Raw genomic sequence first — 23,303 nt, 5'->3', positions numbered from 1 at the left:
AGACTCAGCGGTTTACGATCTCCGCGCATCGTGGATGATGGCGAAAGCCTTCCGCTCATCTCGACGGAGCGAGATGGCTACTTTGCTTCGCATGATCTTTGCTGGCAGGTTTTAAAGCGCTACTCGAGCAGTCCCGTGTCGGTGAGCCATTCGGTGAGGCGCTGGGGCCAGCGGGAGGCGGCGGTGGGCTTGGCGTCGGGTTTGTAGCCGAAGCCGTGACCGGCATTGGAGTAGAGGTGGAGCTCGGCGGGGACTTTGGCGGCTTTGTATTTGAGGTAAAGGGTGGCCATGCCTTCGGATATGTCTGGGCGGTCGTTGTATCCGGCGGCGATGAAGAGCGGGGGCATGTCTTTGGCTGCGGAAAAGAGGCCGGAGGTGCCTGGATAGATGAGTGCCTGGAAGTCTGGGCGGCTGGAGTGCTGCTCGATGGTGTCTGCGGCGTCTATTTGGCCGGGATCGCTTTTCATGGCGGCAAAGGCGGCGAGCTCGCCCCCGGCGGAGAAGCCGAGGATGCCGATGCGGTCTGTCCGCAGGTGCCACTCGGTAGCGCGGGCTCGGACGGTGCGGATGGCGCGGCGTGCATCTGCCATGGCGTGCTCCTGGATGGTGTAGGTGCTGCCGGGCTCACGGGCGAGGCGGTATTTCAGCACAAAGGCAGCGATGCCGTGGTCGCGGAACCACTCGGCGAGGGCGTAGCCTTCATGGCCGAGGCAGAGCTTCGAGTGGCCACCGCCTGGGCAGATGATGACGGCGGTGCCGGTGCTTTTTTCTGCTGTGGGGACGTAGGGCGTGAGGGTGGGGCGGTGGACGTTGCAGATGTTGGTGCCTTCGACTTTTTCGGGCTCGGTGCTGCGGGACTCAGAGCCGGGAGCGGCCTGTGGCCAGAGGGGCAGGGCAGGGGGGAGGTCTTTCGGCAGCTCGGCGGCGAAAGCGGCACTGGCAGTGAGTAGGGTAACAAAAAGGATGGAGGAGGCTTTCATGTGGGGAGGTGGATCGAGTCGTCCGCTGGCTGAGATGGACTTTTCACGGCATGAATGCAATGCGCATCGTGCTGGTGGAGTGCGTCTGGCCGTGGAGGTGACGATTCGGGCACTTTTTCCCTTCTGTCTGACACATTTTTTTAGTGGGCTTGCGGCGTTTTACCGGGTATAAAGCTGCCGTTGCGGTCCCTAAAACCCATTTCCCGTTCCGTGCACGCCTGCCACGCCGCATGAGCCGATCCATCACATCCCTACGTTTTCCTGGTGAGAGCACCTGGGAAATCTGGCGCTGCAATCGCGCCGGTGTGCTGGAGCTGTGCCCTGGGGCCGATGGGGCAGAAAAAGTGACGCTGCATGGCATCCAGGCGTTGTGTGTGGATAGCAGCCCTTTCTGGCAGGCGGCGGGTGAGGCGGGGATTTCTGCGGCGGCAGCGGGGGCGGCGGATGTGGCACTGCTGCGCTGGGAGGGTGTGGGTGTGAGTGATGCCGATGGATCATGCCAATCTGCACTCTGGATGGTGGCAGAGCAGCCGCACCGTGCGCTGATGGGATCAGCAGCCATTTCTGCGGACATGACGGAGCATGAGAGTCTCTCAGCGAAGGCGGAGCAGTATGACATCAGTGCACGCATGCTGCCGCTGCCCCATGATGGTGTGGCGCTGTGGCGTGAGCTGGGCCGCACGGTGGCTGCTTTTACCCGTGCGGGTGGCCTGCTACATGTGACGGTGCTGTCCGCGCCGCATCTGGATGTGGAGGCGGTGGATGAGCTGCGCTGCGTGATGCTGGCGCTGGATGCACAGGAGTTCCTGGACCGGATGACGGAGGTGCGGGTGTGGATGAACTGTGATGAAACTTTCACTCAGGAGCTGGCACAGGCCCTGGGGGCGCAGGAGGTGCGGGCAGAGCCACGTCCGGCTCCGAGCATGCCGCAGAAGCTGGCCGCACTGGTGCCCATGGAGGTGGCGCAGCAGCGCAAGGAGCAGCGGCAGCGGCTGCGGATGGTGCAGATCGCCACGGCGGTGGCTGCGGTGTTTGTGATCTTTTTTTCCGCCTGGGCGGCGCTGCTCTTCCGCCGTGAGGCGCGGCTGAATGCGGGTGAGGCCGAGCTGCGCACCATCGCCCCCCAAGTCTTGGCCGTATCCGAGGCGCAGAATGCCTGGCAGGCACTGGAACCGGCGGTGAACCCGGATTTTTACCCGATGGAGGTCTATCACCAGGTGCTCAGCGTCATCAAGCCGAACGGCCTGCGGCTCAATAGCTTCGACATCGAAGAAGCGACGGTGAAGCTCACGGGCGTGGTTTCTGACAACACGGCGTTCTTTGAGTTCCGCGATGCTTTGACGAGCAATCTTGCGCTGGCCCGCTTCGAGTGGGTGGGGAAGGCCGACCAGAATCTGAGCTTTGACATGACAGGGACACTCACCACGGGAGGTGCGCAGTAAGATGAAGCCGAGTGAAAAACGCCTCATCATGCTGCTGCTGGTCTTGGTGGCCCTTTTCGCCACGGGATTCACCACCATGCGCATGCTGGCCTGGCAGCGCGGGCTGGAGAAGCGCGAGCGCTCCCAGACCATGCGCCGTGAGGAGACGCAGCAGCTCCTAGCAGAGGCCCCCATGTGGGAACAGAAGCTCCAGTGGCTGCGCAAGGTGCAGCCGCCGATGAAAAACGTGAACACGGCCAACAGCGAGCTCGATTTGCTGCTCAACGAGTCCCTGCGCAAACACGGTCTGCAAACCGATGTGCGCGAGTTCGTGGAGGATGTGAAGTCGGACCATTTTCATCAAGTCGGCGTCACCGTGCGTGTGAATTCGGAGATCAAGCCCCTACTCAACTGGATGCATGAGCTGCTGGCACCGGATTCCTTTTACTTCATCTCGAAATTCACTCTCACTCCGATGCCGGAGGACAATGCCAAGGTCAGCGCTGAGCTGCACGTCACCCGGCTTTATGCCCCAGCGGATAAAAGCACCGTGGAGGCCGCTGCGAGTCCTACCCCGACCACCAGACCATGACCCAGTATCGCTTCATTTCTCTGCTGCTACTCATCCTCGGCCATCAACCGGCGGTGCATGCTGCTGGAGTGGCTGAAGGTGGCACCGCGCAGCCGTGGGCCACGCCGTTCGAGCCACCGCGTAAGTATGGCATGGATCGCTACGCCGCTGGCTGGGAGCGGAATCCCTTTCGCCATCCCGGCTGCGCCGAAAGTCGCTGCTCCAGTGGAGTCCATCTTCAAAGACCTAGCGGTCAAATCTGCTTATGGGCCCAAAAATAGCCCCACTTTCTCCATCGTGAACACCCGCACGCACGAGCGGTTCCCCCTTTCGATGGAGAAGCCCAAAGATGGCTTTGAGGTGAAGAGCTTTAAACTCGGAGAAAGCCGCAAAGACATCACCGTGGAAGTGCAAAAAGGCAGCGAAACAGCCACGCTCACCTACGCTGCGGACTATGTCTCCCCTGCGGCGGGAGGAGCTGCGCCACAGCAGGGCATCAATGGCCGTCCACCCATCCCCGGCGGCGTCATCCCCAGGCCCGGAATGACCACGGGCATGACCACCACCGCCACCATGCCACGAGGCATGGTGACTCCTGCGACACAGAATCAGGCGACGATGAACAACACCAATCGCGCAATGCCGAACTCTCCCGTCGTCGTCGGTGGCGGTGGAGCTGGTATCGGCAGCGTCGCGGGGAATGCGACTGCAGCAGCGACAGATACGACACCGCGTCGCCGCACACTCATCCCATCGAATGCTACGGTAGCAGCTGGCGGCAATCCTACCATCCAGCTCGGCACAGGAGCAGGCACCACACCCGGCACCAGTGCCCCAAGCGGCACACCTGGTGCTCCAAACGTTTCCCCGCCCATCGTGCGGCCACCGCCCTCCATTTACCTCGATGGCAACAGCCAAGGCCAAGTCACTCAGTAACGAAAAAACACGCGAGAGCACGCCCCACCCTCCACGCCATGCACATTCACTTACAGCGCCTCCTCGTGATCAGCCTCATGGCGCACGGATTCGCCGCCGCGCAGGCCCCCACAGCGCCCACGCAGCAGCCCAGCACACCTCCGAAAGGCATCCAGCGGCCTAATTTGCCGAATATCCCGCGTCCTACGCTGCCACCAGGCTTTCAGCGTCCAGGGGCCGCAGGTGCTCCCGGTGCCGCCCCTGGCCAGATACGGCCTGGAGCCGCTTTTCCGCCCACAGGTCCCACAAATGTCCCTGGAGCCGTCCCCTCCGCAGTGGGCACTGCCACGCCCGCAGGTGCTAGCAATCCCAGCGCCCCAAAAAACGGCCCAACCACGCCCCCGAAGGCCTCCAGTGGCGAAAACGGGCCCAATATGGTCGATTTTGATGCCGCCTCGATTGATGAGGTGCTGGCTGAATACAGCCGTGTCTCCAAGCGCCGCGTGCTAAATGACCGCGGCATGGAAAACGCCACCGTCACCATCAAGGCTACCGGTGAATTCACGGATATCGAATACATCGACGTCATCGAAAAAGGCCTCCTCATGCATGGATACGCCTTGGTGCCGAGTGGAGATAGTTTGTACAAGCTCGTCGCCGCAGAGACCGGCTCCTCACCAGGAGCCCAGAACCTGCCCATGATCCTGCGCAGTGAGGAATTGCCAAAAACCGACCAAGTCGTCATGCATGTGGCGCAGTTGCAATACGTCAGCTCCGAAGATGCCGCCACCACGCTGCAAAACGCCATCGCACCGCATCCCTATGGCAAAATCGTCGCGGTACCGAATGCTCGCTCCCTGGTCATCACGGAGGCCTCACAGACCATCCGTGCCTATCTGGAGCTACTGAAGCAGATCGACCTCCCGCCCAGCCTCACGGAGCAAAAAACCATCAAACTAGAGCGCACCGACCCCGAGGAAGTCGCGAAGATGCTCGAAAGCCTGCTCGATCTCGATAACAAAGGCGGAAGCAGTAGCAGCAGTGGCAGCAGCCCACGCCCCGCCACGCCCACAGCACCGCGTGCACCTGCCATTCCAGGCATCCCCCAGCAGGCTGGTGGCCAGCCTGCCCAGCAGCCCGCTTCTGCCGTGGTCAGTGCCAGCGGTGGCGGCATGACGGCCGAGGGCCCACAGCCCATGATCATGCCCATGCCACGCACCAGCAGCCTGCTGGTCATCGCCCGTCCGCATGACATCCTGCGGATCGAGAAGCTGGTGCAAGAGATCGATGCAGAGGCCCGCTCCGCCCGCTTTGTCTCTCGCAGGCTCAATTACATCGACCTCACCACCTTTCTCCAGCTCGCCGAAAAAGCGCTGATGCGCTGGGATAAAAACGCCCAAGGCAGTAGCAGCAGCGCCCTAGGCACCACCACCGGCAGCAATAGCTCCAGCACCAACAACACCAATAGCAACTTTGGCAGCAATTTCGGCAACAGTGGTTTTGGCAACAGCGGCTTCGGCGGTAGCAGCTTCGGTGGTGGACTCGGAGGAGGCGGCTTCGGTGGCGGTGGGATGGGCGGCGGATTAAGCGGTGGTGGTGCGAAGCTCGATGTCACCACCAAAGCCAGCAGCGTGCTCATCGGTCGCACCCTCGTCCTGATCGACCCCGGCAGCAGCAAATTCTTCGCCAGCGGCCCCCCCGAGCAGCTTCAGATGCTCGAAGACCTCGCCGATGAGCTGGATGTGAGACCGCGGCAGATAATGCTGTCCGCAGTCATTGGAGAATTTAGTTTGAGTGATGATTTCAGCTTCGGTCTCGATTGGCTCAATTCACTACAAGGAATCGGCAACGAAAGTGGGCGCAAGGCTGGTGGTGCCATCAGCACCCAAGGGACTTTCTTCGACCCGAGCACGCTCGCTAATCCTGCTAGTTTCGTAGGCAGTGCCGCGGCCTCGTTGGGTGGTTTGTCCGCCTACGGCCACGTCGCTCGGAATCTGCATGTCTTCATGAATACGGTCGAAGGCACTGGGCGCTTCAAAGCACTGCAAAAACCGATTTTGACCACCTTGAATCATCAGAAGGCTCAGATTTACGTCGGGGAGCAGATACCCATCGCTGGCAATAGCTTTACCAATGGCGGCGTGGGCGGTTTCACCACTTCGACACAGTTTATTCCAATTCGCATTCAGCTCGACATTACGCCGCACATTTACAACGACCGGGAAGTGATGCTGGAGTTCAACCAGCAGAATAACTCCCAAGGTGATAAAGTCACCGTAAGCCCAGGCGTGAGTGTCCCAGGCATTCGGGAGCAAGGCATGAGTAATAGCTTAATAGTGCCGGATCGCACTGTCGCCATGTTGGGCGGGCTTATCTCTGAAGATAACCGGAATGACTCCTCAGGCGTGCCTTTCCTCGTCCGCCTACCGCTCATCAAATACTTGTTTGGCAGAACGCAGAACAAGAAGAACCGTAAGGAGATCATGATTTTCGTGCAGCCTGCTATCTTGGACGATGGAGCTAGGCAGATCGAAGAACAACGGCGCTTGCTCAATGAAAGCCCCGTGATCGAAGATGTGATGCGGTTATCCAATCAACCAGTGACCACCCCCAATCCAAGCACCAAGGCTGATTTTGAGCTGCCGAAGAAAGCTTCATATCCCGAATTCGAGGCTCAACCCATCGAGAAAAAAGGCTTACTCGATAAGTTCAAAGGCCTCTTCCATCTTCCAAATCAGAAGCCCTGATTTGGCCTTTTTGGGAGTTCTTTGAGTGCTGGATCAGGCGACTTCGTCCCCTAGACGGCGATCTGGCACCAGATAGCCCTGCACATAATCACGCACGGCTTCCTCCAGTGGGGTGATCGCGGTGGTGAAGCCACTTTCACGCAGCTTCGCGATGTCGGCGCAGGTGTAGTATTGGTATTTCCCACGCAGATGCTCAGGCATGTCGATGAAGTCGATCACGGGTTGCTTGCCCAGTGCGGTGAAGATGGCTGTGGTCAGTTCGATCCAGGTATGAGCCTCGCCAGAGCCGAGATTGAAGAGCCCATTGGCGTCTTTTTGCTCCGCTAGGTGTAGGGTCATCCGAATAGCGTCTTTGACATACAGAAAGTCACGCTTCTGCTCACCATGCTGGTAATCAGGGCGGTGGGATTTGAAGAGCTGCACCTTCCCCGTGGCGAGGATCTGGCCGCAGGCTTTGTGCACGAGGCTGCGCATGTCTGCCTTATGGTCCTCATTCGGCCCATAGACGTTGAAGTACTTCATCCCGACGACTTTCGAGAGCCAGCCCTGGCGCTGCGCATGCAGATCAAAGAAGTGCTTTGAGTAGCCATACATGTTCAGCGGGCGCAGCTTATGGATGTCTGGATCGCGGTCTTCCATGCCGTGGGCACCATCACCGTAAGTAGCTGCGGAGGAGGCATAGACGAAGCGGCTGTCCTTGGCCAGAGCCCACAGGCAGAGCTGCTTGGTGAACTCGAAGTTATTGCGCATGAGGTGGTCTGCATCACGCTCTGTTGTGGCAGAGTTCGCCCCGAGGTGGAGGATCACATCAAAGCGACCGAGCTTCTCCGGTGCTGCCGTCACCGCTTGGAGCAAATCATTGCCGTCGATGTAGTCCGCGTAACGCAGTGGCACCAGATTCTTCCATTTTTCATCCGTGCTGAGTCGGTCACAGATGACGATATTCTCGCAGCCACGACGATTCAGCTCCCAAACGAGAGCGCTGCCGATGAATCCGGCTCCGCCGGTGACGAGGATACGACTGTCGGTGTATTTCATGAGTGTCCGCGTCCGATAAGGGCGGGATAAGCAGGATTCAAGCCGCAGCTAATCCGGCCATATTCGCTTCCGCGATCTCTTGCGGCGCTGGGATAGCGATTTGCTCACGCCACAGGGCTGGGTGCAGGAAAATATTGCGCACATCACTGTTCCACGGGCCTGCACAGCCGACGATGGCCTCCAGCATGGTCGGCTGGGGACAATGAATGGCGGGATAGAGGAACTGCTGGCCTGCGATGTGCAGACGGGGAAGCATCGCCTTCCCATGTAGCTCCACTTCCCACGCGATGAGCATGGGCTCCTCATCGGTGAAAGCAGCGAGACCACCCTCTGGCTCAAGGGCACCGAGTACACCGGTCTGGTGCAGGGCATCCCAGATCTCTTGCGTATCGAGCTCCAAACGGATGGCGAAGCCGGAGGTGCGCCCTTGGCTGGAGTTCACGGCATCGCGGGCGATCAGGCCAAAAATGAGCTGCTCAGGGCATTCCGAAGGAACAATATCGACCTGGAACTGAAAACGAGCTGGAAAGTCCGGCACGATGAGGTGGCCGAGGCTTTGCAGCGTAAATCCAGCAAAGAGGCTGTCAGAAGGAGTGGAGCAGGTGGATTGGTCCATGATTTTGATAATTTGGGTATTAATCACGATAATTCTACCATAATTTACACATTTTATAAAAAATATCGTCAAATTACAAATATTTGAGACTATTTATAAATTTTGAGCTGTTCTTTTTAAAGGAGGGTCTTTCCCAGTCTGCGTCCCATGCTGGCGGCCTGCCTTGGCAGCGAATCCTCCCATTTTAAGGATGGAGGGCTGGTAAAGCCCTCGCTGGTGGCATTGCCATGTCAAAAGCGGGTCTTTCCAGGGATGTACACGCCACTTCTATTGACGTAGGAGGCCATTTTCGCTAAAAGAGAGACTGTGCCCGCTGCTCCCGCATCGTCCTCACCCCTGACCAAGCCTTCCGCCGCCGCTCCATTGCCCGCTGCGGAGGACTTCCGTGAGCAATACCTGCGAGCCTTTCACCACATGGTCCTCTCTCGCGTCCTGGAGGAGAAACTGGGCTCTCTCTACCGCGGTGGACGTATTTTGGGCGGCGTGTATCTCGGACGCGGACAGGAGGCCTTTTCCGCAGCGCAGGGGGTGCAGCTCAAAATCGGGCGTGATGTATTCGGCCCACTGATCCGTGACCAGGCTGGCCGTATGGCTTTTGGCGAGCCACTGATCGATACCGTGAGGACCTATCTCGGTGCCGCCACAGGCCCCATGCGTGGCCGCGACGGCAATATCCACCGCGGACGCCCGCAGGAAGGCTACATGGCGATGATCAGCCATCTGGGTAGCCTGCTGGCAGTGGTCGCAGGCGCTTTATTCGCACGGCGGCAGCTCGGGACGCTGGGTGACACCATCGGCGCGACGAGTATCGGCGATGGAGGCACCTCGACGGGTGCCTTTCATGAAGGCATCAATCTGGCTGCCGTAGAGAAGCTGCCACTCCTCGTCAGCATCGCGAACAATCAATTCGCCTACTCCACACCCACCACACGGCAATACGCCTGCGAAAACCTCGTCGATCGAGCTGCCGGCTACGGCGTGCATGGCGAGGCGGTCGATGGCACGGATCTAGCGGCATGCCTCACGGCCTTCCGCAGTGCTGCGCAGCGTGCGCGGGCAGGGCAGGGGCCGCAGATCATCGTCGGCAAGCTCCTGCGCCTCTCCGGGCACGGCGAGCACGATGACGCCAGCTACATCCCCAATACTCTCCGCCATCAGCATGAAGGCCGCGATTGCCTGGATGTCGCCCGCGAGCACGCCATCGCGCAGGGCTGGCTCAGTGCGGATGAATTTCTCGATCAGCTCAATGAGGCACGCCGCCTCGTCGATCAAACCATCTCCAAAGTGTCCAAAGAACCCCTCCCTGATCCCTTCAAAGAAAACTGGCAGGCCCTCAGCAGCGCCGATCTCGTGGAGGGTGGCGCAGCATGAGCAGCAAAGGCAGCATCACCTATCTCGAAGCCATCCGCGAGGCTCAATACGAAGCCCTGCGTGCTCATCCCTCCGTCTTTCTCTACGGACAGGACATCGACACCTTCGGCGGAGCCTTCAAAGCGACCAAAAACCTCGGCAAAGAATTCCCAGGCCGTGTTTTTGACAGTCCCATCAGTGAAGATGCCATGATCGGCCTCGCCATCGGAGCCGCCATCGAAGGGGCGCGGCCCATCGTCGAGATGCAGTTCGCGGACTTCTCCAGCATCGGCTTCAATCAGATCGTGAACCAAGCCGCCACGCTCTACTGGCGCACGCAGACGCCTTGCCCCATCACCGTGCGTCTGCCCAGTGGCGGCACACCCGGCAGCGGCCCCTTTCACAGCCAGAGCATGGAGGCACTCTATGCGCACTATCCCGGTCTGGTCATCGTCACGCCCGCCACCGTGGAGGACGCCTACTGGATGCTGCTGGAAAGCATCACGCTCAATGACCCCGTCATCTACTGCGAGCATAAATTCCTCTACTACCACCTGAAAGCCGATGAGATCGGCGACCGCGTGGCTCCTATCGGGAAAGCTCGCGTCGCACGGCCTGGTCGCCACGCCACTGTCGTCACTTACAGCGCCATGGTGCATGAGGCCCTGCGTGCTGCCGATGAGCTCCAGCTCGACGGTTATCAGATCGAAGTCGTCGATCTGCGCAGCGCCCAAGCCCGGGCACCGCCCCCTGCCCCCCCCCCCCCCCCCCCCCCCCCCCCCCCCGCGGGGGCCCCCCCCCCCGCGCCCCCCCGCCCAACAGCAAAGACACGCCCATCCTTATCACCAATCCCATCTGGACACCGACACCATCCTAGCCTCCGTCGCCCGCAGCCCGGGCGACTGCATGCTCGGTGGCTCGCCTCCCGCCTTTCCCCCCCCCCCCCTCCGCTCCACCACCCCACCTCCCCCGCGCCATCTGCGCCAAAGTGTGCTCACCTGAAAGGAAGTCAGTATGATAACAAACAGTGGCGAAAGTCCTACGATCTTGATGAGGAACCAAGCAAATGCCACGATTGAAAAAGCGCCAAAGACCACGGATAACCATCGCCATCGGCAAAAAATCAGGATTTCAAAGAAGCCTCCCCTCCAGGTGCCCGGGCAAATTCAGCGCATCCCCCCGAGGCGCGGGCAGCATCCAAGAGCAATGATCCCCGCATGGGCAACAGCAAAAAAAGCAGTCCCCAACGCACATGCCTGAATGGCATCCCGAACAGCCTCGCCATGGCTGCACATCCCTTCTCCCCCTTACTGCTCTCGCGAAAGAAAACATCACCGCCAGAATTTCATCGCTAGAAGATGGCCCAGTTCATGTAGCAAAAGAACCCCAATGACGAGTGCCCCGTTCGCAATCCATCCCGTGCCAGCACTCGATCCACTCAGAAAGAGCCATAGCACGAATGCCGCCAGCGTGCCCAAAAGGATCAGCGACTTTTTGCTGCCACTTTTCTCTACTTCGGCTCCACGGAGCTTCGCATCCAGCATCTCGTATGCCTGCTTGAACGGCGCTCCTTTCCTCATCAAGATCGCAGGGCGGCAGCCCCCCCAAGGAGAAATAAAGGGGAGCCGGGAGCTTCAGAGCATCCTGCGAGCTCGCAGCAGTTCAAATCGGGTGAATGAGGCTCTGACATAGCTTTCAAAGAGTCAGCCTGAAGGAGATTCTAAAGGGGCCATCTATCAAATCCTTTTCATCAGCCATGATGCCAAAATGATGGTTGCCAAAATGGATCAGAATGACTCGCTTTCCCTCGACTCGTGCTGGTTTTCCCATTGCCACTAAGCGCTGCGCGGCCTAATTCCATATTCGACCGTCGTCCTTTGGATTTCGTCATTTCTTCACATGCCCACCATCCCCATCCTCATGCCCCAGCTCGGCGAATCCATCGCCGAGGCCACCATTGTGCGCATTTTGGCGGAGCCGGGCACCAGCGTGGACTCCTCCGGCGGACTCTTTGAGGTGGAGACGAACAAGGCCACCATGACCGTCCCCGCCCCATGCGCAGGGCGAGTCACCCAGATCATCGCCCAGGTACAGACCAGCTACGCAGTCGGGGCCACGCTCGCCGCCTTCGAGATCAGTGAAGAAGAGGCTCAAAACCTGGGCTTCAGCGAGGCTCCGAAGCCCCCACCCTCCGCCACACGCAGCGCCGACAGAGTGGCCGACGTCGTCGAAAATCTGCACTTCCAGATTCACGAAGAAGACGTCATCGGCAGTGGCAAACAGCCCACCGTCGAGCCCATCGTCGCTGGTGGCCTGCCTGTGCCAGCTGGAGCCACGGGTGCCAGCTACATCTCACCGCGCATGCGGGCTCGCATGCATGAGCTCGGGCTCAATGCCTCAGACCTCGCCGGCATACCTGGCACAGGCTCTGGTGGCCGCGTCACCGTCGAAGACTTCGAGTCCTTCCTGCGCAATCTGGAGCAGCATAAGCTCACCCCCGCATCGCCCATGCGCATCGCCGTCGCGGACAGCATGCGCCGTAGCTGGACACGCCCGCTCGCCACCGTCGGCAGCCCGGTCATGCTCGATGCCATGCTCGCCCATCGCAAAAAGACCGATCCGAAGCCCGGCCCCGCTCTCTACGTCATCCGTGCCCTCGCCCTCGCCCTCGCAGAAAACACCGCCATCGCCGGGCGGCTCATCGGCAACCGCATCGTCCATCCGCAGGCCATTGACATCGGATTCGCCGTGGAAGTCGATGACGGCGTCATGGTCCCCACGCTCCGAGAGGTCGAAAAAACACCGCTCGTCAAACTCGTGCCTGTTTATAACAAACTCGTCGAGCAAGCCCGCGCCCGCCGCCTCCCCAGCGACATCAATCGCCCCGGCATCGCCACGGTGACGAATTTCGGCACCTTCGGCATCGTCTGGGCCACACCCATTCCTCTCCCGGAGCAGAATCTCGTCCTCGGCCTCGGCGCAGGTAGCAAAGTCCCGCACTGGAGCGATGAGGTGAATCAATTCATCCCTGTCACCGAAGCCGAGCTCACCCTCAGTTTTGACCACCGTGTCCTCGATGGCGGCGGTGCCGGGCGTCTCCTCAAACGCGTCGCTGAGCTGCTCCAAAAGCCCGAAGCCCTCTGACCCTCGACCTCCACGACCATCATCGTATGCCTGCTGACCTCCGCACCGAAATCCTCCGCCTCAAAAAAGAGCGCAACGCCGTCATCCTCGCCCACAACTACCAGGACAAGGCCATCCAGGAAATCGCCGACTTCGTGGGCGACTCACTCGGTCTCGCCTACAAAGCCAAAGACACCGCCGCAGACGTCATCGCCTTCTGTGGCGTGCATTTCATGGCCGAAACAGCCAAAATCGTCAACCCGAGCAAAACCGTCATTTTACCTGACCGTGATGCAGGCTGCTCCCTGGAGCAGAGCTGCCCAGGACCGCAGCTCGAAGCCTTCCTGAAGGCCAACGCCGCCAAAAACTACTACGTCATCGCCTACATCAACTGCAGCGGTCATGTGAAAGCCCTCAGCGACTGCATCTGCACCAGTGGCAACGCAGTCAAAATCGTCCAGGCCGCACCGCAGGATCGGCCCATCCTCTTCGTCCCAGATCAAAATCTTGGCTCCTGGGTCATGGAGCAGACCGGACGCAAAATGGACCTCTGGAAGGGCTCCTGCTATGTCCATGTCGAATTCACTCGTGACAGCATCCAGGCCATCAAAGACCAGCACCCGGATGCCAAAGTCGTCGCTCACCCTGAATGTACCTACGCCGTGCGCATCCTCGCCGATGAAGTGTGCAGCACCGAAAAAATGGTCCACTACTGCCGAAGCAGCCCTGCTAGCACCTTCATCATCGTCACCGAGAGTGGCATGCTGCACCGCTTAGAGCGTGAAGTGCCAGAAAAGACCTTCATCCCTGGTCCCACCGGCCACTGCGCCTGCGCTGACTGCCGTTACATGAAGCTCAACACCCTCCAAAAGCTCCACGACGCCCTCCGCGACCTCTCCCCCACCGTCGAAATGCCCGAGGAGCTCCGATCCCGCGCTGAAAAGCCGATTCTGCGGATGCTTGAGTTGAGCAAATCCTAAACCGCCTTTCCAGGTTACAGGTTTTCTCCCTTCTGCACACTCATCGCAGGCGGCTATCAAACTCAGCCATGGTAAAAAATGCTGTGGAGGGTTTCTTTGAGGTTGGGGGCTCGCTGTGGAAACATTTCTGCTTCCGGCACGTCATGCTCCTGGCATTCTTTGATCTCTATGACCACACGTCGCACTTTCATTACCTCGACGGCCATGACGGCTGCGACGCATGCATTCGCTGCCTCGGGGGAAGGGGAGATCAAGATCGCACTGATCGGCTGCGGGGGACGCGGCACGGGGGCCTGCTCACAGGCACTGAGTGCGGGCTCGACGATCAAGCTGGTGGCGCTGGTCGATCCGCTGGAGGGTAAGGCGCAGACTGCGCTGGATATTCTGAAGGGAAAACATGAGGGACAGGTCGATGTGCCGCAGGATCAGGTCTTCACGCAGTTCGAGGATTACGCGAAGGCGTATGCGCTGGCGGATGTGGTGCTGATCACGACCCCACCGGGGCCGCGCCCGTTCCTCTTTGAGCAGGCGGTGAAGGCTGGGAAGCATGTGTTCATGGAGAAACCCGTGGCGGTGGATGCGAAAGGGGCGCGGCGTGTGATCGCAGCTGCTCAGGAGGCGAAAAAGAGAAGCCTAAACGTCTGTGTGGGCTTCCAGCGCCGCTATCAGCCGAGCTATCAGGATATGGTCCAGCGTCTTCAAGGCGGTGAGATCGGTGAGCTGGTGTATGGTCGCGTGTATTGGAATGGCACCTCGCGTCCAGGACTGACGCGGGAGGCGGGTGAGAGCGAGCTGCATTACCAGATTCGGAATTGGTATTTCTTTACCTGGATGAGTGGGGATCACATCCTAGAGCAGCATTGTCATAATCTCGATGTGGCGAACTGGGTGCTCGATGGGAAGATGCCGCTGCGTGCGACAGGGCAGGGGGGACGGCAGGAGCGGCGTGGGCGGGAGAATGGGACGATCTTTGATCACCACACGGTGGAGTTTGAGTATGAGAGTGGCTTTCGCCTGCTGAGTCAGTGCTGTCAGATCGGTGGGAAGTGTCAGCGGCAGGTCAGTGAGCACTTTCATGGCGTGAAGGGGCGTGCGGACCTGGGGGATGGCGGACGCTTCCTGATCCATGGTCAGCCACCTGGGGGGAAGCGTGTGCGGAATAAGGAAATCGGTCACCAGCTTGAGCACGACGCCTTTTTTGAAAACATCCGCACGGGCAAGGTGCGCAATGATGCAGAGTACGCTGCACACTCGACGCTGATGGGCATCATGGGCCGCATGGCCACCTACACGGGCCAAGTCATCACCTGGGAGCAGGTGATGAACTCACAGGAAAACCTAGTGCCAGATAACCTCACCTGGGCGACAGAGCCGCCTGTGAAACCAGATGCGGACGGTTGGTATCCTGTGGCAAAACCAGGGACGACGATGCCTGTGTGAGCAGGAGATAGAGCGCTTTGATTCACCAAGAACCGCGAACAAAACTCCATGCATAACAAATGGTACACTTCCGTCACTCGCTACCAATGGCTGGTGCTCCTCGTGGCATCGCTGGGCTGGGTCTTTGATGCTTTTGAAGGACAGATCTATAACCTGACGCGTGCGGACATGCTGCCTGATCTACTGAAGGTGCCAGCAGATGATCCACAGGTGAAGGTGTGGGGAGAGCGTTTCCTGGGCATTTTCCTCCTGGGGGGGACTTTTGGAGGCCTGCTCTTTAGCTCACTGGCGGATAAGTGGGGGCGTAATCCGGTCATGGCGCTGACGATTTTGTTTTACTCGGTTTTCTCCGGGATCACAGCCTACGCGGAGGCGATCTGGCAGGTCGGGCTGCTTCGGTTCCTCGTCGCGATGGGTGTGGGTGGTGAGTGGGCTGTGGGTGCCGCACTGGTAGCGGAAGTTTTTCCGAAGGAGGCCCGCGAGCGTGCCGGTGGCATCTTTCACGCGACGAGTGTGGCTGGTCTGTGGCTGGCCGCTGCCGCTGGGCTCTGGGTCGGGGCGCAATGGCGCACGGCTTACCTACTCGGTGTGTTGCCCGCGCTGCTCGTGCTGTGGGTGCGCTTGAGCATCAAGGAGCCAGAGAGCTGGAAGGCTGCCCGTGCGGTGAAAGCAGGACAAATGGGGAGTTTTACGGAGCTGCTGGGATCGCCGCGCTGGCGCTCACGGGCGGTTTTCGGGGCCTTGCTGGCCATGGTGGGCCTAGCGACGTTTTGGGGAGTGGTAGTGGCTGGGCAGGACATCGCTGCGGATTATCTGAAGCGTGCCGGTGATCCTGACTGGGCGAGTAAGTCCAAAATCGCCTTTGGGTTCATCCAAACAGCGGGGGCAGGGGCTGGGATGTTGGCCTTTGGGCCACTGAGTGCTCGCTGGGGCTGCAAGCGCACCTTTTAGTCATGCATCTGGCGGCACTGGTGATGACGCCAGTGGTCTGCTGGCTGCCATCGTATGTGGGTAGTTATGGGCTGCTGCTGGTGCTACTGCCAGTGTTTGGCTTTTTCGCCCAGGGTATCCATGCAGGCTATGCCGCGTATTTCCCGGCCCTTTTTCCCACGCATCTGCGTGCGACGGGCTCTGGTTTTTGCTTCAATACGGGGAGGCTGCTAGCCGCACCCGTGCTGATCTGGCTCTCGGCCTGGATGAAATCCACGCTGGATCTGCGGGTAGCGATTACCTGCCTGGGGGCCTTTTTCTTGCTAGGGTTGCTGTTTTTAGCCTTTTTGCCAGAAACGCAGGGTGAAGAGCTGCCGGAGTAAACCGCGTCGCGGGGCAAAAAAAGAGGCAGGCAGCGTTTCCGCTGCCTGCCGTGTCAAAAAGCCAATTTTAGGCTCCACCAGGGCCTGGACGCCCAGAATCACGAGGACCGTGTTTGGGGTGATTTTGGCCGCTTTGTGGCCCTTTGGGGCCTTTGGGCGGCATCGGACGATGTGGCTGGCCGTCTGGCCCGCCCATCGCATGTGGAGGCTGCATGCCACGAGGGCCAAAACGCGGGGCAGGGGGGCCAAAGGGACCGGGGCGGCCCCTCATCATCGGTGGACGACCTGCAAAGGGGCGACGTGGTCCGCCGCGATGATGTCCGAAACGCTGCGCATGGCCACCCCGCCGACCTCCGCGATGCATGAAGCCCTGGCGTGGGCCTGAAGAGCGCATATCTGGGCCGTCACCGCGATGGTGGCGGAGTTCATCATGGCGTTGTGGGCCATTCTGCGGGGGCTGAGGGCCGCGCGGGCCGTTTTGCGGGTGCATCTGGCCATCACGCGGGCCTTGATGACGGCCGTGGTCGCCATCGCGGCGTGCATCTGGGCGATGTTCTTCGCGTGGGCTCTGATGATGATCGCGATCACCATCGCGGCGTGCTTCTGGGCGATGTTCTTCACGTGGGCTTTGATGACGGTTGTGCTCGCCTTCAGGTCGGGCATTTGGCTGAGGGTGCGGCGATTCGCTTCCACAGCGTGGTTGCGGTGCTGGCGCTGGACGGGCTTCCTCACGGCGAGTCTCAGGTGCTGGAGGGGGAGCTCGGCGTGGCTCGGCTGTTGGGCGTCCGCGTTCGGCTCCTTCTTGACGAGGAGGTTGGGGGGCTTCAGGCGGGCGTGGGGCATCCTGTGCGCCTAGTGTGGCTAGGCTGAGGGCACAGAGGCCCGGCAATAGGAGATGCAGAGTGAGCGGCTTTGTTCTCATGGTTCTGATGGAGGATGGTGATGGATATGGAGGCCGTGGACAGGCGCTTCGATTCATCAAACGCTTAGAAGGCTCTTTGGTTGTGCTTTAGCTGCACTTTTCCTGCGATGAGGGAAGGATGAGAGGTTGCGCAAATGGTGAATGGCTCCAGAATTTACGCCGCCTCCCACCCTATTTTTATTTCCCCTATCTACATGAGTTCCAAAAAGAAAACAGCCGTCGTTACCGGTGCAGCCGGATTCCTGGGTTCCCATCTCTCCGACCGCTTACTTGGTGAAGGCTACCGTGTGGTAGGCATCGATAATTTATTGACCGGAAATACGCGTAATATCGACCATTTGGCGGGCAATCCAGACTTTCACTTCATCAAGCATGACGTGACGAATTTCATCTATCTGCCTGGAGATGTGCATCTGGTCTTCCATTTTGCCTCGCCAGCCAGCCCGATCGATTACCTGAAACTGCCGATCCAGACTCTCAAAGTGGGCTCTCTCGGCACGCATAATACGCTGGGCTTGGCGAAGGAAAAAGGAGCGACCTTTTTGATCGCGAGTACTTCTGAGACGTATGGTGACCCGCTGGAGCATCCGCAGAAGGAGACTTATTGGGGGAATGTGAACCCGATCGGCCCACGCGGCGTGTATGATGAAGCGAAACGCTTTGCTGAGGCAATGACGATGGGCTACCACCGCGCTCATCACATGGACACGAAGATTGTGCGAATTTTCAATACCTATGGACCGCGCATGCGCCTCGATGACGGACGCGTCGTGCCAGCCTTCATCGGGCAGGCACTGGAAGGGCGGCCCTTGACCGTATTCGGGGATGGTAGCCAGACACGCAGCTTTTGTTACGTCTCAGACCTCATCGACGGCATCTACCGCCTCTCGCAGAGTAAATACCACGAGCCTGTGAATATAGGAAATCCGGCGGAAATGACCATCCGGCAGTTCGGCGAGGCGATTTTGCGCATCACAGGCAGCAATCAGCCCATCGTAGAAAAGCCACTCCCCCAGGATGATCCGAAAGTGCGCCAACCGGACATCACCCTCGCTCGGAAGCTGCTCGGATGGGAGCCAAAAGTGTCATTTGAGGAGGGAATCACAAAAACGGTGGACTACTTCCGTGATTTTTTGCGAATCAAGTCTTGATGAGCATCATGCTTTGCTGATAAAACAAATTTAATCCTTTCTTAAATCCCGAAAATGAAACGTCACCTCGCAAGCGCCCTCCTTACGTTCTCCTTGATCGCATCGGCCATCCCAGCCGCAGCTCAGGCTCCTGCCACGTCCCCACAGGTCAAAGTTGATCTCAAGCGTGTGGTCGTCGGTGAGCAGGGGACGCCAGACTTCTCTGCCGGAAACGTCAACATGAAGCGCTGGCGTCCGAAAAAGTGGATCGAAGTCGATGTGGAATTCGACATCAAGGTTCCGCAAGACGCGGGTGGTCGGAATGGCAGCTACAGCGGCCTTCAAATGAATCTGTATCTCGTCTTCAATGCCCGCACGAAGGACAATAAATATGAAGCCGCCAAAAGCACCCTAACGCTCACCAATGTCCCGGCCGGCGAAACTTGCCACGCTCTGGCCTACATCGCTCCCGCTGACCTCCGTTCCATTTTGCAGAAAGATAATTTCACCTCCGCAGACATTAGCGGCTGGGGCGTGGAATTCATCGCCGATGGCAAAACCATCGCGGGTGACGGCAATCCGAAACCCTCCTCTGGGAATATCTGGTGGGAAAAAACCGACAACTTCGCCTTCCGCAGCGATGTGATCAAAGCGAAATCCGAGACTCCTTTTGGCATCCTTTTTGGTGATTACGACGTGCAGGCAAAAACGAAGTAAAATTACCCGAATCCCATCGTCGCCCTTCTATTGGCGTCCTTTCACCCGCCTCCTCCTAGCCTACCCTCTTTCCATCTTCAGCATGGCAGACTCCAAAAGCATCGCAGTCATCAACTTAGGCTCCCAGCGCGTCAGCGGGGCCGTCTTCGGCAGGACCGGCGGCGGAGACCTAATCCTCAAGCGTCAGGACATAGTCGATATGGACGGCGACCCTAGTGTCGATGTCAGTCGTATGCCACAGCTCCGCATCGCCGTGCAGGAGCTTGTCGCGAAACTGAAGATTAAAGGGCAAACATCCTGGTATACCGTGGCGGGACACACCGTCTTCACTCGCTTTGTGAAGCTGCCTCCCGTCGCGGCCGATAAAGTCGGTCAAATCGTCGAATTTGAGGCCAAACAGAATGTGCCTTTCCCCATCGACGAGGTCACTTGGGATTACGAATTCATCAGCGAACCCGGCTCTATCGAAACGGAAGTCGTGCTCGTCGCCATGAAGACTGATGCGCTCAATGAAATCCATGAGCAAGTCGTCGATAGTGGCGTGAAGCCCGTCGGGGTCGATCTGGCGCCTGCCGCCCTCTACAATGCCTTCCGCTACAACTACCCTGATGCCGATGAGCCCGTGCTCATCATCGACCTCGGAGCACGCTCCACCAACCTGATCTTTGCCGAAGAAGGCCGCTTCTTCACTCGCAACCTCCTCGTAGGTGGGGCTGCTGTCACCAACGCGATCGCCAAGGAATTCGGTGTCTCCTTTCATGAGGCCGAGTCCCAGAAATGCTCTCAGGGCTTTGTCGCCCTCGGTGGAGCAGTCGAGGACCATCCAGACGAGGCGATCAACGCCATGTCCAAGGTCATGCGCAACTCCATGACTCGCCTGCACAGCGAAGTGATGCGCACCATCAACTACTACAAAGCCCAACAGGGCGGATCAGCTCCCCGCCGTGTACTCCTCGCAGGTGGTGGTGCCGCAGCCGGATACGTAAACGAATTCTTCGCTGAGAAGCTCAAGCTACCCGTAGAGATCTTTGACAGCTTGCGTGGCGTCCAAATTGATCGCGGAACCAACGAAGCAGCCGCCCGCGCCGCCTCCGCGAGCATGGGTGAGCTAGTCGGACTCGCCTTGCGCTCAGGTGGAGGCTGTCCATGCGAGCTCGATCTCGTCCCTGATGCCATCGCCACAGCCCGTGATGCCTCACGCCGTGCTCCCGCGCTCATTGTTGCTGGTCTTTGCCTTTTCGGAGCCCTCGGAGCTGGGATTTTCTGGAATCAAAAAGCTACGGAAGCCGTCGAGGCACGTCAGCAAAAGCTCAATTCAGAGGCTGGCGGTCTCATCCAGATCGGTCTGCAAATCCAGGCCCTGGATGCCAAGCAAGCCGAACTCGTGCAGCGTGGTGGTCAGCTCCAGTCCCTCGTCAATGAGCGCTCCTGGTGGGTTCGTCTCCTCAATGATCTCAATCAGTCTTTCTCCAACGATGTGCTATGGCTCACCGTCATCGAGCCATTGAAGGACGGGAAACCCCTCACACAGCCACTCTGGGGTGGTTCCGAAGAAGAATCCAGCTCCGGTAGCGCAGCCTCCGAAACGAAAAGCAAATCCAAAGGCGCTGCTCCAACTGAACCGAAGTATGAACTGCGTATCCGCGGCCTCTATCGCATGAATAGCGAGGGCGATCAGCAGGTCGTTACCGATTATGCAGCCAAAATCGCCAAATTAGAGCACTTCGGCGTCACGGACTTCAATACGAACAAGGACGCCTATCTCGTAAAACTCGAAACCAGCGCTGCGGAAAACCTCTTCGCCTACCCCTTCGAGATCAAACTGCCTCTCAAAAATCATCCCCAATTTAAATAAGCCCTCGCATGGACTGGATTCGTGAAAATAAGACTCTCGCCAGTATCCTCGGCGTCATCATCGCTGGAGTACTCGGCCTCGGCTACATGCTTTACAACGCGTGGGATGCCTACGTCGTGAAAAAGGATGAATACATCGCTCTAGGTGCCCGTGTCGCCAGCATCAAAGGCATGGCTTTGGCACCTACCCCAGAAAATCTTCAGCAGAAGCAAGCTGCCGTCGATGAATATGGAGCCAAAGTAAATCAGCTCAGCACGGCCCTCCTTTTCCTCCAGCCCACCCCCGCTCCCATCACGGATGCGGACTTTCAGAAAAAATTGCTCGAGCGCATCAAGAAAATCAAAGAGATGGCCGATGCTCTCAAAGTCCGCCTTCCGCCCGATTTTGGCTTTGGTTTTAGTGAATACCTCGGCTCCCTGCCCAAATCAGATGCGATCGCCACGGAGCTTTCCGGCTATTTGGATGGCGTGGAAGCCATCGTAAAGCTCGCCATTGCCTCGAAAGTCGTTTCCATTGATCTCTTGGACCGCACCAAGCTCCCATCCGAAAACGAAGGGGCTCCAGCTCCTGCCGCTGGCAAAAAAAGCGCCTCGAAAGCCGCTCCCAAGGCTGCTGTCGCAGCCTCTCGCGCCATCTCTGAGAAAAACACCGTCTCCATTGTTGCCACACTTGATCAGGCAGCACTCCAGACTTTCATGAGTCGGCTGGCCAATCCCGCAGATATGAAAAGTGAGTCGGATCCTGCCAAATCACACTTCACCAGCATCCGACTCTTACGTGTTGAGAACCAAGCTCGCGTCGGTCCGCCCCGATCTGCTGCCAATCGTATCGCTCCCGCGCAACCAGAGGCAGCTGCAACGCCAGAAGCCGCACCAGCTCCATCAAGCGATAAAGATAAAAAGACGGAACCAACTGGCCCCGTCGCTATCGTGCCACCAGCCCCCGCGCAGCCAGATTCGATGCCCGTCATCGGCCAGGAAAAACTCAAACTGCAATTGGAGATCGACCTGGTAAAATTCCTTTCACCTCAGACGGCTTCCACAGGAAACGCAGCACGTCCATAAGGCCATTCTTCGACCCTTTTCCCTAACCAACCCAGCCTCCTCACATCCACCGGATATGCAGAAAAGTTCAGGCAACTACGAAAAAGTCCTCCTCATCATCGCGGCCCTCGCCGCGCTAGGAACCGCTGGGTACCTGGTGATGGCCTCCCAAAGCTTTGAAGAGGGACTCGTTCTCCCAACCGCCGTACCAAAGAACAATCTCAATCCGCCGGACACGCAAAGCATCGCCAAATCCATCGAAACCATTAGCAAGCGCTACGCTTGGGTGTCCCCCAACATCAACGGCAAAGCAGTTTCCTTGAACAAGTCCATTCTCCTCGTGAGCAACGGCAACCAGATTTTTGACCTCATGGTCGAAAAGCCGCTGTTCCGCTCACCCATGACCAATAAATTCATCCTTGGTGACAAAACAAAAGATCCTGCAGAAGAAACCCTGCCAAACATCTATTCCCCAAATATTGGTGACTTAGATGCAGATGATGATGGCTTTAGCAATCTAGAGGAATTCAACGGCGGCACCAATCCCCGCGATGATAAATCCCTTCCTCCTTACACCAATAAACTCTTCCTCAAGCAACGCATCGCCAACGATTACATTCTCATGCTCAACAGCGGAGAAGACAGTGGCACGTTCCAAATCCGTCGCATCAAACCAGAGCCCGCACGTAGCATTTTCACCACCGTCGGCACGGAATTTGGTTTCGACAAAGGAGTCAATCGCTTCGTGATCCTCTCTTTCACCAAGCAGAAAGTCAAACATGCGACTCTGGGTGAAATCGATGCCTATGTGGTCAAAGTGCGCGACAACGCTACTCAAGCCGAAGTTGAGCTCGTTCAAAGAATCGAAAAAAACCTCGCAGAATACGAGGCTCAATTCGAATTCCGTTGGAAACAGATCGACATCATTGCTGGCGTCAAAAAAGGCAAAACCTTCCAGCTCCCCCGCGTAGGCGAAACCTACTACGTTCGCGAAATCGAAGAGAATAAAGCCGTCATCAGTCCTGTGGACAAAGGTGGGCAACCGACCACGAAAACTTTCGAAATTATTCAAAACTGATCCCAACATTTTCTGCCACAAAGGTAAAAAAAACTCGCCAAATCCCCCTAACATCTGTTAATAA

Annotated in this window: 17 protein-coding genes and 2 pseudogenes; 15 read left to right on the top strand and 4 right to left on the bottom strand. The window is 58.4% G+C overall.

All coding sequences use genetic code 11. The features are described from left to right. Positions 1-119 precede the first annotated feature (119 nt). Positions 120-980 (bottom strand): alpha/beta hydrolase, encoded by an 861-nt coding sequence (locus tag IPK32_05665; protein MBK8091477.1) that lies wholly within the window; start codon positions 978-980, stop codon positions 120-122. A 230-nt stretch (positions 981-1,210) separates the two neighbouring features. Between IPK32_05665 and IPK32_05660 the strand changes: the two genes are divergently transcribed. The 4 genes from IPK32_05660 to IPK32_05645 are packed head-to-tail and all read left to right on the top strand — an operon-like array spanning position 1,211 to position 6,634. After that, positions 1,211-2,422, top strand: a complete 1,212-nt coding sequence (locus IPK32_05660; protein ID MBK8091476.1) for a hypothetical protein — start codon at positions 1,211-1,213, stop codon at positions 2,420-2,422. A 1-nt stretch (position 2,423) separates the two neighbouring features. Then, complete coding sequence (locus IPK32_05655) at positions 2,424-2,993, top strand: hypothetical protein (GenBank protein ID MBK8091475.1); 570 nt, start codon at positions 2,424-2,426, stop codon at positions 2,991-2,993. Between the two features lie 57 nt (positions 2,994-3,050). After that, positions 3,051-3,908, top strand: coding sequence for a hypothetical protein (locus IPK32_05650; protein ID MBK8091474.1), 858 nt, complete (start codon positions 3,051-3,053; stop codon positions 3,906-3,908). A gap of 38 nt (positions 3,909-3,946) precedes the next feature. Then, positions 3,947-6,634 (top strand): hypothetical protein, encoded by a 2,688-nt coding sequence (locus tag IPK32_05645; protein ID MBK8091473.1) that lies wholly within the window; start codon positions 3,947-3,949, stop codon positions 6,632-6,634. A gap of 33 nt (positions 6,635-6,667) precedes the next feature. On the opposite strand, the gene rfaD is transcribed toward IPK32_05645, so the two are convergent. Both rfaD and IPK32_05635 read right to left on the bottom strand, forming a co-directional pair. Next, positions 6,668-7,672: an ADP-glyceromanno-heptose 6-epimerase gene (gene rfaD / locus IPK32_05640; protein MBK8091472.1), complete on the bottom strand. Its 1,005-nt coding sequence runs from the start codon at positions 7,670-7,672 to the stop codon at positions 6,668-6,670. A gap of 37 nt (positions 7,673-7,709) precedes the next feature. Next, positions 7,710-8,288, bottom strand: coding sequence for a hypothetical protein (locus IPK32_05635; GenBank protein ID MBK8091471.1), 579 nt, complete (start codon positions 8,286-8,288; stop codon positions 7,710-7,712). 414 nt (positions 8,289-8,702) lie between these two features. Between IPK32_05635 and IPK32_05630 the strand changes: the two genes are divergently transcribed. From IPK32_05630 to IPK32_05605, 6 genes and pseudogenes are all read left to right on the top strand, one after another. Next, entirely contained in the window at positions 8,703-9,659 is a 957-nt protein-coding gene (locus tag IPK32_05630) for a thiamine pyrophosphate-dependent dehydrogenase E1 component subunit alpha (GenBank protein ID MBK8091470.1), read from the top strand. Next, positions 9,656-10,372, top strand: a pseudogene (locus tag IPK32_05625) (alpha-ketoacid dehydrogenase subunit beta). The gene IPK32_05630 and the pseudogene IPK32_05625 overlap by 4 nt, the downstream one beginning before the upstream one ends. Before the next feature lie 1,165 nt (positions 10,373-11,537). Next, positions 11,538-12,782 (top strand): 2-oxo acid dehydrogenase subunit E2, encoded by a 1,245-nt coding sequence (locus IPK32_05620; protein MBK8091469.1) that lies wholly within the window; start codon positions 11,538-11,540, stop codon positions 12,780-12,782. Positions 12,783-12,808: 26 nt separating this feature from the next. Then, positions 12,809-13,741 (top strand): quinolinate synthase NadA, encoded by a 933-nt coding sequence (nadA, locus tag IPK32_05615; protein ID MBK8091468.1) that lies wholly within the window; start codon positions 12,809-12,811, stop codon positions 13,739-13,741. 168 nt (positions 13,742-13,909) lie between these two features. Further along, complete coding sequence (locus IPK32_05610) at positions 13,910-15,181, top strand: Gfo/Idh/MocA family oxidoreductase (GenBank protein ID MBK8091467.1); 1,272 nt, start codon at positions 13,910-13,912, stop codon at positions 15,179-15,181. Between the two features lie 48 nt (positions 15,182-15,229). Next, a pseudogene (locus IPK32_05605) lies at positions 15,230-16,494 on the top strand (MFS transporter). A gap of 270 nt (positions 16,495-16,764) precedes the next feature. Here IPK32_05605 and IPK32_05600 read toward each other — a convergent pair. Continuing rightward, on the bottom strand, positions 16,765-17,337 hold the full coding sequence (locus tag IPK32_05600) for a hypothetical protein (GenBank protein MBK8091466.1): 573 nt from the start codon (positions 17,335-17,337) through the stop codon (positions 16,765-16,767). 273 nt (positions 17,338-17,610) lie between these two features. On the opposite strand from IPK32_05600, the gene IPK32_05595 reads away from it, so the two are divergent. The 5 genes from IPK32_05595 to IPK32_05575 all read left to right on the top strand — a co-directional run bounded on the left by IPK32_05595 (position 17,611) and on the right by IPK32_05575 (position 23,239). Then, positions 17,611-18,567 (top strand): SDR family oxidoreductase, encoded by a 957-nt coding sequence (locus IPK32_05595; GenBank protein ID MBK8091465.1) that lies wholly within the window; start codon positions 17,611-17,613, stop codon positions 18,565-18,567. A gap of 54 nt (positions 18,568-18,621) precedes the next feature. After that, complete coding sequence (locus tag IPK32_05590) at positions 18,622-19,263, top strand: hypothetical protein (protein ID MBK8091464.1); 642 nt, start codon at positions 18,622-18,624, stop codon at positions 19,261-19,263. 82 nt (positions 19,264-19,345) lie between these two features. Continuing rightward, the gene (gene pilM / locus IPK32_05585) at positions 19,346-21,118 is read left to right on the top strand and encodes a type IV pilus assembly protein PilM (protein ID MBK8091463.1); all 1,773 of its coding nucleotides are present in this window, start codon (positions 19,346-19,348) and stop codon (positions 21,116-21,118) included. A gap of 8 nt (positions 21,119-21,126) precedes the next feature. Then, complete coding sequence (locus tag IPK32_05580; GenBank protein MBK8091462.1) at positions 21,127-22,182, top strand: hypothetical protein; 1,056 nt, start codon at positions 21,127-21,129, stop codon at positions 22,180-22,182. Between the two features lie 139 nt (positions 22,183-22,321). Beyond that, on the top strand, positions 22,322-23,239 hold the full coding sequence (locus IPK32_05575; GenBank protein MBK8091461.1) for a hypothetical protein: 918 nt from the start codon (positions 22,322-22,324) through the stop codon (positions 23,237-23,239). The last annotated feature ends 64 nt before the right edge of the window (positions 23,240-23,303 follow it).

It is taken from the genome of Verrucomicrobiaceae bacterium (assembly GCA_016713035.1).
GTDB lineage: Bacteria > Verrucomicrobiota > Verrucomicrobiia > Verrucomicrobiales > Verrucomicrobiaceae > Prosthecobacter.
Note: the sequence above shows the minus strand (reverse complement) of the source record. Positions and strands in the feature narration are given on the sequence as shown.